At 73.1% G+C, this 14,827-nt stretch carries 11 protein-coding genes, 2 tRNA genes and 1 pseudogene; 13 read left to right on the top strand and 1 reads right to left on the bottom strand.

Annotated features, from left to right (window positions below):
• The first annotated feature begins 12 nt into the window (after positions 1-12).
• The 12 genes and pseudogenes from BSL84_RS11235 (at position 13) to BSL84_RS11175 (ending at position 13,362) form a co-directional block, all read left to right on the top strand.
• The gene (locus tag BSL84_RS11235; RefSeq protein WP_030027742.1) at positions 13-1,713 is read left to right on the top strand and encodes an LCP family protein; all 1,701 of its coding nucleotides are present in this window, start codon (positions 13-15) and stop codon (positions 1,711-1,713) included.
• Positions 1,714-1,832: 119 nt separating this feature from the next.
• Positions 1,833-2,279 (top strand): ribosome silencing factor, encoded by a 447-nt coding sequence (gene rsfS / locus BSL84_RS11230; RefSeq protein WP_030027741.1) that lies wholly within the window; start codon positions 1,833-1,835, stop codon positions 2,277-2,279.
• Complete coding sequence (locus BSL84_RS11225) at positions 2,276-2,941, top strand: histidine phosphatase family protein (RefSeq protein ID WP_030027739.1); 666 nt, start codon at positions 2,276-2,278, stop codon at positions 2,939-2,941. Before rsfS ends, BSL84_RS11225 begins: the two co-directional genes overlap by 4 nt.
• Positions 2,942-3,064: 123 nt before the next feature.
• Positions 3,065-3,137: transfer RNA gene (locus BSL84_RS11220), tRNA-Ala, on the top strand.
• Between the two features lie 203 nt (positions 3,138-3,340).
• Positions 3,341-3,514 (top strand): hypothetical protein, encoded by a 174-nt coding sequence (locus tag BSL84_RS11215; RefSeq protein ID WP_157854762.1) that lies wholly within the window; start codon positions 3,341-3,343, stop codon positions 3,512-3,514.
• Between the two features lie 130 nt (positions 3,515-3,644).
• Positions 3,645-3,717 (top strand) — tRNA-Ala (locus BSL84_RS11210).
• A 256-nt stretch (positions 3,718-3,973) separates the two neighbouring features.
• Positions 3,974-6,838, top strand: a complete 2,865-nt coding sequence (gene leuS / locus BSL84_RS11205) for a leucine--tRNA ligase (RefSeq protein WP_045320780.1) — start codon at positions 3,974-3,976, stop codon at positions 6,836-6,838.
• Positions 6,839-6,970: 132 nt separating this feature from the next.
• Positions 6,971-7,711, top strand: coding sequence for a hypothetical protein (locus BSL84_RS11200; RefSeq protein ID WP_075970266.1), 741 nt, complete (start codon positions 6,971-6,973; stop codon positions 7,709-7,711).
• 291 nt (positions 7,712-8,002) lie between these two features.
• Positions 8,003-8,848 carry a DegV family protein gene (locus tag BSL84_RS11195; protein ID WP_075970265.1) on the top strand — a complete coding sequence of 282 codons (846 nt, stop codon included), beginning with the start codon at positions 8,003-8,005 and terminating at the stop codon, positions 8,846-8,848.
• Positions 8,849-9,171: 323 nt separating this feature from the next.
• The gene (locus BSL84_RS11190; protein WP_324609993.1) at positions 9,172-9,975 is read left to right on the top strand and encodes a helix-hairpin-helix domain-containing protein; all 804 of its coding nucleotides are present in this window, start codon (positions 9,172-9,174) and stop codon (positions 9,973-9,975) included.
• 146 nt (positions 9,976-10,121) lie between these two features.
• A pseudogene (locus BSL84_RS34705) lies at positions 10,122-12,344 on the top strand (ComEC/Rec2 family competence protein); the annotation flags it as partial.
• A 136-nt stretch (positions 12,345-12,480) separates the two neighbouring features.
• Positions 12,481-13,362 carry a YceI family protein gene (locus BSL84_RS11175; protein ID WP_075970263.1) on the top strand — a complete coding sequence of 294 codons (882 nt, stop codon included), beginning with the start codon at positions 12,481-12,483 and terminating at the stop codon, positions 13,360-13,362.
• An 18-nt stretch (positions 13,363-13,380) separates the two neighbouring features.
• Here the strand turns inward: BSL84_RS11175 and BSL84_RS11170 are convergent, their stop codons facing one another.
• Positions 13,381-13,623 (bottom strand): hypothetical protein, encoded by a 243-nt coding sequence (locus BSL84_RS11170; protein ID WP_030031475.1) that lies wholly within the window; start codon positions 13,621-13,623, stop codon positions 13,381-13,383.
• A gap of 75 nt (positions 13,624-13,698) precedes the next feature.
• On the opposite strand from BSL84_RS11170, the gene holA reads away from it, so the two are divergent.
• The gene (gene holA / locus BSL84_RS11165; RefSeq protein ID WP_199838717.1) at positions 13,699-14,691 is read left to right on the top strand and encodes a DNA polymerase III subunit delta; all 993 of its coding nucleotides are present in this window, start codon (positions 13,699-13,701) and stop codon (positions 14,689-14,691) included.
• The last annotated feature ends 136 nt before the right edge of the window (positions 14,692-14,827 follow it).

The raw sequence follows: 14,827 nt of genomic DNA, 5'->3' as shown, positions 1-14,827 counted from the left end.
AAGGGGCCCGCGGTGAACGACCGACAGGATCCGTACGACCCGTATGCCGCTCACGAGCAGCAGCTCATCGGCTACGACGCGTACGGGCGGCCGGTGTACGGCCAGGCGCCCGCGCAGCCCGCCGCCCCCCGCTACGAACAGCCGGGCTACGGCTACGACCACCAGGGCTACGCCCAGCCCCAGCAGCCCCAGCATCAGTACTACCCGCAGCAGCAGGAGTACGGGCAGCAGGAGTACACCCAGGCGCCGTCCCCCTACGGGTACGACGCCCAGCAGACCCAGTACCAGGCCCCGCAGCAGGCGCAGCAGACCCAGCCGCAGGCCCAGCAGTGGATTCCGCAGCAGGCGCCGCCCGAGCCCCGTGCCGCCGAGCGGCCCGAGGCCCCGGCCGAGCGGCCCGCCGCCCAGGTCCCCGAGCCGCGCCGGCCCGAGGCCGGCTCCGAGGCGGGCCGGGACTACCGCACCGAGATGTTCGCCTTCATCGACCAGCCGGACGAGGAGTCCGAGGACGTCATCGACTGGCTCAAGTTCACCGAGAGCCGCACCGAGCGCCGCGAGGAGGCCCGCCGCCGCGGCCGCAACCGGGTCACCGCCCTGATCGTCGTCCTGGCGCTGTTCGTCGTCGGCGGCGCCGGCTACCTCTGGTACGCGGGCAAGCTGCCCTTCCTCGACGGTCCAGGAACCAAGACCGCCACGACCGCGGACCCCGGGGCGCAGAAGCGCGACATGATCGTCGTGCACCTGCACAACACCAAGAAGGGCGGCACCTCCTCGGCGCTGCTCGTCGACAACGTCACCACCAAGCAGGGCGCCACCGTCCTGCTGCCGAATGCCCTCGCCGTCACCGGCCAGGACGGCACCGCCACCGCCCTCGGCAAGGCGGTGGAGGAGGGCGGCCTCGGCACCCGCGAGGCCCTGGACGCCGTGCTCGGCACCAGCATCGGCGGCACCTGGCGCCTGGACACACCCTTCCTGGAGAACCTGGTCGAGCTGGTCGGCGGCATCGAGGTCGACACCGACACCGCCGTCCCGGCCGACGACGCGGCCAAGACCCCGGCCGTCGCCCAGGGGCAGAAGCAGAGCCTGAGCGGCCCTATGGCCGTCGCGTACGCCACCCACCGCGCCCAGGGCGAAGCGGAAGCCAAGCAGCTGGAGCGCACCGGCAAGGTGCTCTACGCCGTCCTGCGCAAGGTCCCCAGCGACCCCAAGGCCGCCGCCGTCACGGTCGAGAGCATCGGCCAGATCCTGGATCCCGCGCTCGACGCGCAGACCCTCGGCGCCCTGCTGTCCAAGCTCGGCGCGCACGCCAAGGTGGGCGCCTACCGCACCGACGTCATCGCGGTGAAGCCGGACGGGACGCTCACGGACGAGGCCAACAAGAAGGTCGTCAAGGAGGTGCTCGGCGGGTCCGCCGACGCCGCCCAGCCCGGAGCCGCCCCGCGCGTCGGCCTGAAGGACGCCACCGGCGACGAGAAGACGCAGGTCGCGGCGAAGGCGGCGCTGATGAACGGCGGTTACACCTTCGTGGACGGCGGCAAGGCGGACAAGGCCGCGGCGGCCTCCCAGATCACCTATCAGGACGACGCCCAGCGCGACCGCGCGATCGAGGTGGCCAAGACGCTGGGGCTGCCCGAAACGGTCGTGAAGAAGGCCGAGAACGTCGTGAACGCCGAGGTCGTGGTGATCCTCGGCAAGGACTACAAGCCGTCCTGACCGGGCCCGCGTCCGGCGGGGAGGGGCGCTCGCGCCCGCGCGGAACATTCCGCGCGGGCGCCGTCGGCGGTACATGAGACCCTTGTAGGGATCTGCCCGCCGACCCGAAAGCATGGCCAGTGACCGCCACGGACCGCTCCATCGAGCTCATCACCACCGCTGCCCAGGCAGCGGCCGACCGGCTCGCGCACGACATCATCGCGTACGACGTCAGCGACGTGCTGTCGATCACCGACGCCTTCCTGCTGGCCTCGGCGCCCAACGACCGCCAGGTCAAGTCGATCGTCGACGAGATCGAGGAGCGCCTGCAGAAGGAGCTCGGCGCCAAGCCGGTGCGCCGCGAGGGCGACCGCGACGCCCGCTGGATCCTGCTCGACTACGTCGACATCGTCGTCCACGTCCAGCACAGCGAGGAGCGGGTCTTCTACGCGCTGGAGCGCCTGTGGAAGGACTGCCCCGAGATCGAGCTCCCCGAGGACGCCAAGCTCACCATCGGCAAGGCCGAGGAGCACGCCAAGCTGCGCGAGGCGGCGGGCGACGACGACCTGGACGGTGATCTGTTCTGAGCGCGACCGAAGCGGCCGGGCCGGCCAGGTCCAGCAGGAAGATCGTCCTCTGGCGGCACGGCCAGACCTCCTGGAACCTGGAGCGGCGCTTCCAGGGCTCCACGGACATCGAGCTGACCGAGACGGGCCTGGCGCAGGCGCGCCGCTCCGCGCGGCTGCTCGCGTCCCTGAAGCCGGACGCCATCGTCGCCTCGGACCTGCGGCGTGCCGCGGCCACCGCGGCCGAGCTGGCCGCGGTCACGGGGCTGCCCGTGACGCACACCGAGGCGCTGCGCGAGACGTACGCCGGTGACTGGCAGGGCCTGACGCACGAGGAGATCCTCGGCAAGTACGGCGAGCAGTACACGGCGTGGAAGCGTGGCGAACCGGTTCGCCGCGGCGGCGGTGAGCTGGAGACCGAGGTCGCCGACCGCGCCGCGCCCGTGGTGCTGGAGCACGCCGACGCGCTGCCGGGGAACGGCACGCTCGTCGTCGTCAGCCACGGCGGCACCATCCGTACGACGATCGGGCGCCTGCTGGGCCTGGAGCCGCGCCACTGGGAGGGCCTGGGCGGGCTCTCCAACTGCTGCTGGTCCGTCCTCGGCGAGGGCGCCCGGGGCTGGCGCCTGCTGGAGCACAACGCCGGCACGCTGCCGGAACCGGTGCTCGGCGACGACGACTGACCGGCTCCCTGCCGCTTCCCACCAGGGCTCCGACCCGGATTTCACTTTCCGGCTGGTCACAGGCTAGAGTTCTTCTTGTTCGCAGCGAAGAACACCGGAGACGGGGGAAGCGCGGCGGAGAGCGGGGCTATAGCTCAGTTGGTAGAGCGCCTGCATGGCATGCAGGAGGTCAGGAGTTCAATTCTCCTTAGCTCCACAATCAGGATCCCGTCCCCAAGTGGGGGCGGGATCCTTGCTTTTGTACCCTTTGCGTTTGCTGACCTGGCCCGCACCGGCGTGGCAGAATCGGACAGCCGGAGGGGGAGTCGACGGCCCGACGCGGGAGGGAGTCGCGAACGGATGGGTGCACACCGGCGCCGGTGCGACTGGTGCAACAACGGGACGCCGATCGTGCGGGACATGGACCCGGTCAACCCCGACTACCAGTACTGGTGCGAGGAATGCGCGCGGGCGCTGATCATAAAAGGCGACCCGATCGAGACGTACCGCGAGCTGGAAGGGGAGCCGATCTATGGTCGGCTGCTCGACGAGCACTGCACGCTCAAGCGGTTCTACCAGTTCGCGAGAGCATGACAGACCGTTGCAAATCGGACATGGCCCATGGTTGGTGGAAACCGATTTTTGGACCAGGGCCATGACCGTGTAATGTTTGGGACGTCGCCAAGGGGAACCGGCAAGGGAAACCGAAGCGGCAAACAAACAAGGGGCTATAGCTCAGTTGGTAGAGCGCCTGCATGGCATGCAGGAGGTCAGGAGTTCAATTCTCCTTAGCTCCACAGTGGAGAAGCGGGCCACCCGGATCGGGTGGCCCGCTTCTCGTTGTGCCATCGGGTGAAACGGCCGAGCGTCGGCGGGGGCCGCTGCGGTACCCTGACGCCATGCGTGCCGTACGCCTCCTGCTTACCGAGCCGCGCTGATCAGTACCGACCTTCGGAAACGGTCGGCCTCGGCGCGGCGCCCCCTCCTGTGCGAGGGGTTTTTTCGTTTGGGCAGGCAGAGACGGCAGAGACGATCGATGGAGCTTCAGAAATCATGAGCGAGACGAACACCCCGGCCCCCGAGGCGGCCGAGGCGCACCGCTACACGGCTGCCATGGCCGCCGACATCGAGGCACGCTGGCAGGACGTATGGGACGCGCAGGGCACCTACGAGGCCCCCAACCCGACCGGTGACCTGGCCGGGGACCCGGCGGTCGTCGCGCGGCCCAAGAAGTTCATCATGGACATGTTCCCGTACCCGTCCGGTGCGGGCCTGCACGTCGGCCACCCGCTCGGCTACATCGCCACCGACGTCTACGCCCGCCACCAGCGGATGACCGGCCACAACGTCCTGCACACCCTGGGGTTCGACGCCTTCGGCCTGCCGGCCGAGCAGTACGCCGTGCAGACCGGCACGCACCCGCGCGTGTCGACCGAGGCGAACATCGAGAACATGAAGGTCCAGCTGCGCCGGCTGGGCCTGGGCCACGACAAGCGCCGCTCGTTCGCCACGATCGACCCGGACTACTACAAGTGGACCCAGTGGATCTTCCTGCAGATCTACAACTCCTGGTACGACGCGGACGCGAGGAAGGCCCGGCCCATCGCCGAGCTGGTCGCCGCCTTCGAGGACGGCTCCCGTGAGGTGCCCGGCGGCCGCGCCTGGGCCGACCTGACCGCGGCCGAGCGGGCCGACGTGCTGAACGGCTTCCGGCTGGCCTACTCCTCCGACGCGCCCGTCAACTGGTGCCCCGGGCTGGGCACCGTACTGGCCAACGAGGAGGTCACCGCCGACGGCCGCTCCGAGCGCGGCAACTTCCCGGTCTTCAAGTCCAAGCTGAGCCAGTGGAACATGCGGATCACCGCCTACGCCGACCGGCTGCTGGACGACCTGGACGCCCTGGACTGGCCCGAGGCCATCAAGCTGCAGCAGCGCAACTGGATCGGCCGCAGCGAGGGCGCGCGCGTCGACTTCGCGCTGGGCGACGAGGCCATCACCGTCTTCACCACCCGCCCCGACACCCTGTTCGGCGCCACCTACATGGTGCTGGCGCCCGAGCACCCGCTGGTCGAGAAGTTCATCCCGGCCGCCTGGCCCGAGGGCACCCACGACGTGTGGACGGGCGGGCACGCCACCCCGGCCGAGGCCGTCACCGCCTACCGCAAGCAGGCCGCCTCGAAGTCGGACGTCGAGCGCCAGGCCGAGGCCAAGGACAAGACCGGCGTCTTCACCGGCGAGTACGCGACCAACCCGGTCAGCGGCGACAAGGTCCCGGTCTTCATCGCCGACTACGTCCTGATGGGCTACGGCACCGGCGCGATCATGGCCGTTCCGGCCCACGACAGCCGGGACTTCGAGTTCGCGCGCGCCTTCGAGCTGCCGATCCGCTGCGTCGTCGAGCCCACCGACGGCCGCGGCACCGACCCGGCCGAGTGGGACGACGCCTTCGTCTCCTACGACGCGAAGCTGATCAACTCGGCGGGCGAGGGCGTCTCGCTGGACGGCCTGGGCGTCGCCGAGGCGAAGGCCGCGATCACCGAATGGCTGGCCGAGCGAGGCATCGGCGAGGGCACCGTCAACTTCCGCCTGCGCGACTGGCTGTTCAGCCGCCAGAGGTACTGGGGCGAGCCCTTCCCGATCGTCTACGACGAGGACGGCGTCGCGCACTCCCTGCCCGAGTCGATGCTGCCGCTGGAGCTGCCGGAGGTCGAGGACTACTCGCCGCGCACCTTCGAGCCGGACGACGCCGACTCGCAGCCCGAGACCCCGCTGTCGCGCAAGGCCGACTGGGTCAACGTCGAGCTGGACCTGGGCGACGGCGTGAAGTCCTACCGGCGCGAGACCAACACCATGCCCAACTGGGCCGGCTCCTGCTGGTACGAGCTGCGCTACCTGGACCCGAACAACGCCTCCGCGCTGGTCGACCCGGAGATCGAGCAGTACTGGATGGGCCCCCGCGAGGGCGCCCCGCACGGCGGTGTCGACCTGTACGTGGGCGGCGCCGAGCACGCGGTCCTGCACCTGCTGTACGCCCGCTTCTGGTCCAAGGTGCTGTTCGACCTGGGCCACGTGTCGTCGGCGGAGCCGTTCCACAAGCTGTTCAACCAGGGCATGATCCAGGCCTACGCCTACACCGACGAGCGCGGTGTGTACGTCCCGGCGGCCGAGGTCGAGGAGCGCGACGGCGCCTACTTCCACGAGGGCAAGCAGGTCAAGCGCGAGCACGGCAAGATGGGCAAGTCCCTGAAGAACGCCGTCACGCCCGACGAGATCTGCGAGGAGTACGGCGCCGACACGCTGCGCCTGTACGAGATGGCGATGGGTCCGCTGGACGTCTCCCGTCCGTGGGACACGCGCGCCGTGGTCGGCCAGTACCGGCTGCTGCAGCGCCTGTGGCGCAACATCGTGGACGAGGAGACCGGCGCTGTGACGGTCGTCGACGCCGAGCCGGGCGAGGACACGCTGCGCGCCCTGCACAAGGCGATCGACGGGGCCGGAGCGGACATGGCGGGGCTGCGGTTCAACACCGCCATCGCCAAGATCACCGAGCTGAACAACACCCTGACCAAGGCGGGCCGCCCGCTGGAGCGCTCCGTGGCCGAGCGGCTGGTCCTGCTGGTCGCCCCGCTGGCCCCGCACATCGCGGAGGAGCTGTGGCACCGGCTGGGCCACAGCGAGTCCGTGGTCCACCAGGACTTCCCCGTGGCGGACCCGGCGTACGTCGTGGACGAGAGCGTCACCTGTGTGGTGCAGGTCAAGGGCAAGGTCAAGGCGCGCCTGGAGGTGTCGCCGGCGATCACGGACGCCGAGCTGGAGCAGCTGGCCGTGAACGACGCCGCTGTCGTCGCCGCGCTGGGCGGCGCGGAGATCCGCAAGGTGATCGTGCGCGCGCCGAAGCTGGTCAACATCGTGATCTGAGCCGCCGGAAGGCGCCACCCCCGCATGGGGGAGATCCCGTACGGGCAGGTTGGGGGTTCGATTGGAACCCCTGGCCTGCCCGTGGCGTTTACGGTGGAGGGGAAGAGCTGACGCCTGGGGAAAGGGGCCGTCATGGAGGTGGCGTTGATCATCTTCGCGCTGATGTTGCTGACGATCGTCGGCCTCGGCGCGTACCTCACGGTCAAGGCGGTGGGCGCGGCCAAGCGGGGCGTGGAGCGGACGGTCGTGCAGGCCCGGCGCACGGTGGAGGACACCGCGCTGCGGGCCAAGAGCTTCGGTCAGGTCGGGGTGGCGGGGGCGCTCGCGCAGCTGCGGCTGGACCTGCGGACATCGATGCGCGCCACCCAGCTGGCGTTGGCCGAGGGGGCGCGGGCGGATGCCTCGCTGCGGGAGTCCCTCGGGCTGTTCGAGCGGCTGAGCGCGCACGGGCACGAGCTCGACGGAGAGCTGAAGCGCCTGGAGCAGGAGCCCGACAGGCAGCGCACCGCCGAGCTCCTGCCGGACCTGCGGGAGCGCGCGTCCAGGATCATCCAGTCGGCGGACTCGCTGCGGTGGGCCGCCCGCGACCGGGCCCGGCGCTTCGCGGAGGACGACCTGTCGCTGCTGTCGGACCAGATCCAGATGGAATCGGGCGCGCTGCGCGACTGGTCCCGCGAACCGGTGGACGACCTCGCGGCGGCAGCGGCCGAATGGGACGCCGCGCAGGCCGCGCAGGCGCAGTCAGCACAGTCCGCCCAGTCCGCGCCGAGCCCTGAACCCGCGCCCAAGCCCCGGCCGGCGGCCCTGAACCCGCCCGCACCGACGGTGCAGTACCCCTGGCAGAAGGCTCCCCGCCCGGAAAGCGCGGGCTGAGCGAGCCGGACCCCGGCGCCGTCACGTAACGGAGGCCCGAGGCCGACGGTACGGCCGAAGGGCGTGCGAGGGGCGAAGCCCCGCTCTCGGGGCGGAGCCCCGGGTTTCGGGAAGGGGCGGGGTGGGGGACACCCCCGCAGGGCCCCCGAGCCCACACCCCGCCGTGCCGCCCGTAGGCTCGGCCCGGCCACCCGGCCACCCGGCCACCGGACGGCTCGCGCGCCGCGCCCAGCCGACCCCGGCCGGGGGCCCGGCTGCCGTCCCGCCCCTACGAGCGGTAACCTCCGCCTCATGTCCCGCCATGTCGCCATCGTCACCGATTCCACGGCCTACCTGCCCCGACCGGTCATGGCGCGGCACGCGATCACCGCCGTCCCGCTCACCGTGGTGGTCGGCGGAGAGGCGTTGGAGGAGGGCACCGAGATCTCGGCGCGCAGTCTGACCCTCGCCCTTCAGAAGCGCCGCTCGGTCACCACCTCCCGCCCCAGCCCGGAGGAGTTCGTACGGGCCTACCGGGCGGCAGCGGACGCCGGGGCGGCCGGCGTCGTCAGCCTGCACCTGTCCGCCGAGTTCTCCGGAACCTACGACGCCGCCGTGGTGGCAGCCAGGACCGCGCCCGTGCCCGTACGCGTCGTGGACACCGGCATGGTCGCGATGGCCCTCGGATTCTGCGCCCTCGCGGCGGCCGAGGCCGCCGAAGCGGGCGGCACCGTGGACGAGGCCGTGGCGGCCGCCGAGAAGCGGGCGGCGGACATGGCCGCGTACTTCTACGTCGACACCCTCGACTACCTGCGCCGCGGCGGCCGGATCGGGGCCGCCCAGGCCCTGCTGGGCTCGGCCCTCGCGGTGAAGCCGCTGCTGACCCTGGACGGCGGGCGGATCGAGATGCTGGAGAAGGTGCGTACGGCGTCCAAGGCCATCGCCCGTCTGGAGGAGTTGGCCGTCGAGCGCGCCGGTTCCGCCGGTGTGGACGTGGCGGTGCATCACCTGGCGGCGCCGGAGCGGGCCGAGAAGCTCGCCCAGCGGCTCCGTGAACGCATTCCCGGACTGGTCGAGCTGCACGTCAGCGAAGTCGGAGCGGTCATCGGCGCGCACACCGGGCCGGGGCTGCTGGCGGCGGTCGTCTCGCCCCGCTGATCACCGGAACGAGTGGCGGGGTTATCCACAACGGGGCGGTCATCCACCGGAATTGAAGCCTCCGAACGGCTGTCGGGATCTGCCCCTACGGTCGGGACATGACTCTTCGAGCGCGTACGCCGTATCCGTCGGGCGCCACCAGCGGCCCGGGCCGTTCCCGTCTCTCCGACAGCCGTCTTCGCTACCGCCGAGGGCGCGGCATGCGCAGCCGCGGCCTGACTTCCACGCCGGCACATCCCCGGCATCCCGCTCCCGACCACCCCGATCCCGATCCCGGCCCGAGCCCGCGTCCGTATCCGGATCGGGATCCGGACACGGACGCGGTGCGGCTGAGGGCCGAGGCCCTGTTCGGCGGAGCCGGCCCGCCGCAGGCGTCGCCGCCGGCCACGCGGGAGACCGCGGTACCGCCCGGGGAGGGGCCCGAGCTGCCCGCCGGGGCCGCGCGGAGGCTGGCGGCACGGGAACGGCTGCCGGTGTGGCTGCAGGCCCGCTGCGCGGTGGAGCCGCGCACGGTGGCCGCCGTCGGGGTGGTACTGGTCGCCGCCGTCGGCTTCGCCGGGCAGCAGTACTGGTCGGCCCGGCCGCGGGAGGTGACCGCCCCCGCGCTGACCGCCCCCGCTCCGGCCGCCCCCGCGGTGGTGCCGGCGGGGGCCACCGCTTCGGCCGGGCCGCCGGCCGGGGCGGGCGGCGGCGCGGGACCGGCGCCGATCGTCGTCGACATCGGCGGGAAGGTCCGGGAGCCGGGGGTCCGGCGGCTCCCGGCCGGTTCCCGCGTCGAGGACGCACTGGCCGCGGCCGGGGGAGTCCGGCCGGGCACGGACACCACCGGACTGAACCGCGCCCGGGTGCTGGTGGACGGTGAACAGGTCCTGGTGGGCGTGGACGCGACGGACCGGCCGCAGCCCGGAGGCGCCGTGCCGGGCGGCCCGCCCGCCGGGCCGCTCAGCCTGGGATCCGCCACCGTCGAGCAACTGGACGGCCTGCCGGGGGTGGGGCCGGTCCTGGCCCGGCACATCGTCGACTTCCGCACCGCCCGTGGCGGCTTCCGCTCCGTCGAGGAGCTCCGCCAGGTCAACGGGATCGGCGAGCGCCGGTTCGCCGAGCTGCGCCCGCTGGTGCGGCCGTGAACCGCCCCGAGACGGCGGGCCCCACGGATCTGCGTCTGGCCGTCCCCGCCGGGGCCGCCTGGGCGGCGGCCGCAGTCGCGCTCGGCGCACCCGCCGGGCGGACCGTCCTCGGCGTCGGTCTGGCGGTGGCCGTCGCGGGACTGCTGATGCTGCTCCACGGAAGGCGCCCAGGCGCGCTGTGGCGGGTCGCCCCGGCCGTGGCGGCGGTCCTGCTGTCCGCGGCCGCCGGAGCGGGCGTCGCGGGGCTCCAGCTGGCCGAGGCGCGGGCCGGGCCCGTCGCCGCTCTGGCGAGTCGGCACGCCCGGGTGCTCACCGAGCTGACCGTCGACTCCGATCCCAGGGCCGTGCGGAGCGGGACCGGGCCGCCGATGGTGGTGCTGGACGCGGTGGTGACCCGGGTGACCGGGCCCGACGGGGTGAGCATCCGGGTCGGGACCCCGGTACGGGTGCTCGCCGGGCACCCGGAATGGGCCCGGCTCCTGCCCTCCACCCGGGTGGTGGTGGTCGCCCGACTGGCCCCGGCGCGGGGCGGGGAGCGGGCCGTGGCACTGCTCCGGCCGGCCGGTGACACGCCGCCCGGGGTGACCGGCGGCCCGGACACCTCCCAGCGGCTGGCGGGGCGGCTGCGGGCGGGGCTGCGTGACGCCACCGAAGGGCTCGCACCGGATGCGCGGGCCCTGCTGCCGGGGCTGGTCGTCGGGGACACGTCCAGAATCCCGGCCGACCTGCACGAGGCCTTCCGGGCCACCGATCTGCTCCATCTGCTGGCCGTCTCCGGGTCGAACCTGACCGTGGTGCTGTTCCTGCTCATCGGCCCCCCGGGCCGCGCGCAGCGGGCCGAGCGGCGCGGGCTGGCGCCCCGGCTCGGACTCTCCCTGCGGACGACCGCCCTGGGCGGCACGGCCCTCGTGCTGGCGTTCGTGGTGGTGTGCCGGCCGGAGCCGAGCGTGCTGCGGGCCGCGGCCTGCGGCACGGTCACCCTGCTCGCCATCGCCACCGGCCGGCGCAGGTCCCTGATCCCCGCCCTGGGGGCCGCCGTGCTCCTGCTGGTGCTCTACGACCCCTGGCTGGCCCGCAGTTACGGCTTCCTGCTCTCGGTCCTGGCCACGGGGGCGCTGCTGACCCTGGCACCCCGCTGGAGCGCGGCCCTGCGGCGGCGCGGGATGGGGCCCCGGCTCGCCGAGGCGGTCGGTGCCGCCGCTGCCGCCCAGGCGGTGTGCGCGCCCGTGGTCGCCGTGCTCGCCGCCCGGGTGAGCCTGGTCGCGATTCCGTGCAACCTGCTGGCCGAGCTGGCCGCCGGACCGGCGACCGTCCTCGGCTTCGCCGCGCTGGCGGCGGCCCCGCTGTGGATGCCCGCCGCGGAGGTGCTCGCCCGGTGCGCAGGGGTGCCGGCGGGGTGGATCGCCGCCGTCGCGCGGACCGGGGCGGGATTCCCCGGTGCGGAGCTGCCCTGGCCCGGCGGGCTCACCGGCGGCCTGCTGCTGGCAGCCGCCACCCTGGCGGTCGTCCTGGCCGGCGCCCGGTGGGGGAGGAGGCCGTGGCTGTGCTCCGCGCTGGCGGTGCTGCTGCTCCTCGCGGTGCTGCGGCCACCGCAGCTCACCCGTACGCTCACCGGCTGGCCCCCGCCCGACTGGAGCTACGTCCAGTGCGCCGTGGGGCAGGGGGACGCGGCGGTCCTCGCCGTCGGCCCGGGAGAGGCCGTGGTGGTGGACGCCGGCGCGGAACCCGGGCCGGTGGACGCCTGCCTGCGCGAGCTGGGGGTGAGCCGCGTGCCGATGCTCCTGCTGACGCACTTTCACGCCGACCATGTAGGAGGCCTCGCAGGTGTCCTGCGGGGCCGGTCCGTGGGGGTGATCCAGGCAACCGTGCTGGAAGAGCCGCCCGGGCAGGCCGAGTTCGTCCGCCGCACCGCGGCGGCCGCCGGGGTGCCGGTCGTAGCGGCCGTACAGGGGGAGCGGCGGCGGGCCGGCCCGTTCGAATGGCAGGTGCTGTGGCCGCCGCCGGCCGGGTCGCCCTTCGAGGGGCCCAACGACGCGAGCGTCGTCCTGCTGGTGCGCGGCGCGGGCCTCACCCTGCTGCTGCTCGGCGACCTCGAACCCGAGGCGCAGCAAGCCCTCCTCAGGGAGCATCCGCAGCTGGGCCCGGTGGACGTCCTCAAGGTCGCCCACCACGGCTCCGCACACCAGGATCCCGGGCTGCACGAGCGGGTCCGGCCCCGGCTGGCGATCGTGCCCGTCGGGGCGGGCAACCGCTACGGGCACCCCGCCCCGCGCACGCTCAGCCGCCTGCGGGCCGTGGGGGCGACGGTGCTGCGCACCGACACCGACGGTTCGATCGCCGTCAGTGGAACCGGCGTTCGGCTGCGTGCGTTTCCAGCCAGGAGACGACGTATGCGACGCGGGCATACCGGGCGGGACCGCTCTGTTTGCCCCCAACCCGACAGCATGATCGAATGCGTCGTCGCCAGAACGGTCCAAGTCCACACAGCACGGGGGTGCACACGTCATGTTCGGTCGCCGACGGGGGATGGAGTCGGCCGGAAGTTCCAGCCCGCACACATCCGCGACACTGACGCTGCCGCCGACGGCGCGTCTGCTCAGCTGCCGCGTCCTCGACACGGTCCACCGGCCCATCCGGCAGGCCGCGTTCGAGGTGACGGATCCGATCGGCCGCAGGATCGTCAGCGGCGAGACCGATCCGTTCGGCGGCTTCACGGCCGCCGTGCCGGAGGGGGAGTACCGGCTCTCCGTCACCGCCGAGGGGTACACGCCCTTCCACGGGGTCACGCTCGTGGGAGACCCGGCCCAGCCCGGTACGGGGGAGATCATCCTCGACGCTGTGGAGCCGCCGATCCTGCCGCAGCCCGGCCACTGGGAGATCGATCCGACACACTCGTCCATCGGTTTCACGGCCCGGCACATCGGCCTCGCCCGGATCAACGGACGGTTCAACACGTTCGCCGGGGCGGTGCGGATAGCCGACCGCATGGAGGAATCCTCCATGCACGTGATCATCGACGCGGCGAGCATCGACACCGGGTTCCGGATGCGCGACGACCACCTGCGGTCGGGGGACTTCCTGGACGCGGTCCGCCACCCCACGGTGGAGTTCTACAGCGAGCGGTTCATCCACCGGACCGGCAGCCGCTGGGCCGTCGCCGGCGCCCTCACGCTCCACGGGGTGAGCCGGTCCGTGACCCTGGACACCCAGTACCTGGGTCTCGGCACGGGCATGGAGGGCGAGGTGCGGGCGGCCTGCCGGGCCACCGCCGAACTGCACCGCGAGGACTTCACCCTCACCTGGCAGTCGATGCTGGCCCACGGGATCGCGGCGATCGGTTCGAGCGTGGACGTGGCACTGGACGTCCAGATCGTGCACAAGGCCTGACCGAGGCCGCGGGCCTCCTCACGGGGCCTCCAGCCAGCCCTCGTACTCGGCGGCGAGGTCGTCCAGAGCGGTGGCGTCGAGCCGTTCCCGCGGGTCCTCGACGACCACCAGCCACTGGGCGTCCTCGGCGTCGTCCTCGCCGGCCAGGGCGTCGCGGACCAACTGCGGTTCCTCCGGAAGGCCGAAGCGGTCGACCGCCTCCTGCGCCACCTCCTCGGCGGCGTCGCGGTCGGGCAGGACGAGTACATGTCGCACGTTCACCGGGCCATTGTCGAACACGCGGTGCGGGAGGCCGGGGCGCGGGGGCTGTCAGTGCGGCGTGGGATGCTGGAGCCGATGGCCACCAGGAAGAACTCCACCGACGATCCGCTTGCCCTGATCACCCTCGCGGTGGGGCAGGAGGAGCTGCTGCTCGACCGCGCCGTGCGGGAGGTGGTGGCGGCCGCCCGAGCCGCCGACGCCGACACCGACGTCCGCGACCTCACCTCGGACCAGCTCCAGCCCGGCACGCTCGCCGAGCTGGTGAGCCCCTCCCTCTTCTCCGAGCGCAAGGTGCTGGTCGTGCGCAACGCGCAGGACCTGTCCGCCGACACGGTCAAGGAGGTCAGGGCCTACCTCGCCGCGCCCTACGAGGAGATCGCGCTGGTCCTCCTCCACGCGGGCGGCGTCAAGGGCAAGGCCCTGCTGGACGCGGCACGCAAGGCCGGCGCCCGGGAGGTCGCCTGCCCGAAGATGACGAAGGCGGCGGACCGTCTCGCGTTCGTACGGGGGGAGTTCCGCACGCTGGGCCGTTCGGCGACCCCCGAGGCCTGCCAGACCCTGGTCGACGCCATCGGCAGCGACCTGAGGGAACTGGCGAGCGCCGCGGCCCAGCTGTGCGCGGACGTCGAGGGGACCATCGACGAGGCCGTCGTCGGCCGCTACTACACGGGCCGGGCCGAGGCATCCAGCTTCACCGTCGCCGACCGGGCGGTCGAAGGCCGCGCCGCGGAGGCCCTTGAGGCGCTGCGCTGGTCCCTGGCCACCGGCGTGGCCCCCGTGCTGATCACCAGCGCGCTGGCGCAGGCGGTCCGGGCGATCGGCAAGCTCGCCTCGGCCCCGCGCGGAGCCCGGCCCGGAGACCTCGCACGCGACCTCGGCATGCCGCCGTGGAAGATCGACCGGGTCCGCCAGCAGATGCGCGGCTGGTCGGCGGACGGCGTCGCGGACGCGCTGCGCGCCGTGGCCGCCGCCGACGCGGGGGTCAAGGGCGGGGGCGACGACCCCGAGTACGCCCTGGAGAAGGCGGTCGTCGCGGTGGCCCGCGCGGCCCGCCCCCAGCGCCGCTGAGCGACCGGATCCGACCGCGCCGCGGCCCGCGTCCGGCGCCGCCGATCCGGGCAGCGCGAAGGCCCCGGCCGCCACCCTGGGGAAGGGGGACGGCCGGGGCCTTCGGTCACTGCTTTGTGCGCCGCACCCGCGTGGC

The organism is Streptomyces sp. TN58 (assembly GCF_001941845.1).
Taxonomy (GTDB): domain Bacteria; phylum Actinomycetota; class Actinomycetes; order Streptomycetales; family Streptomycetaceae; genus Streptomyces.
Note: the sequence above shows the minus strand (reverse complement) of the source record. Positions and strands in the feature narration are given on the sequence as shown.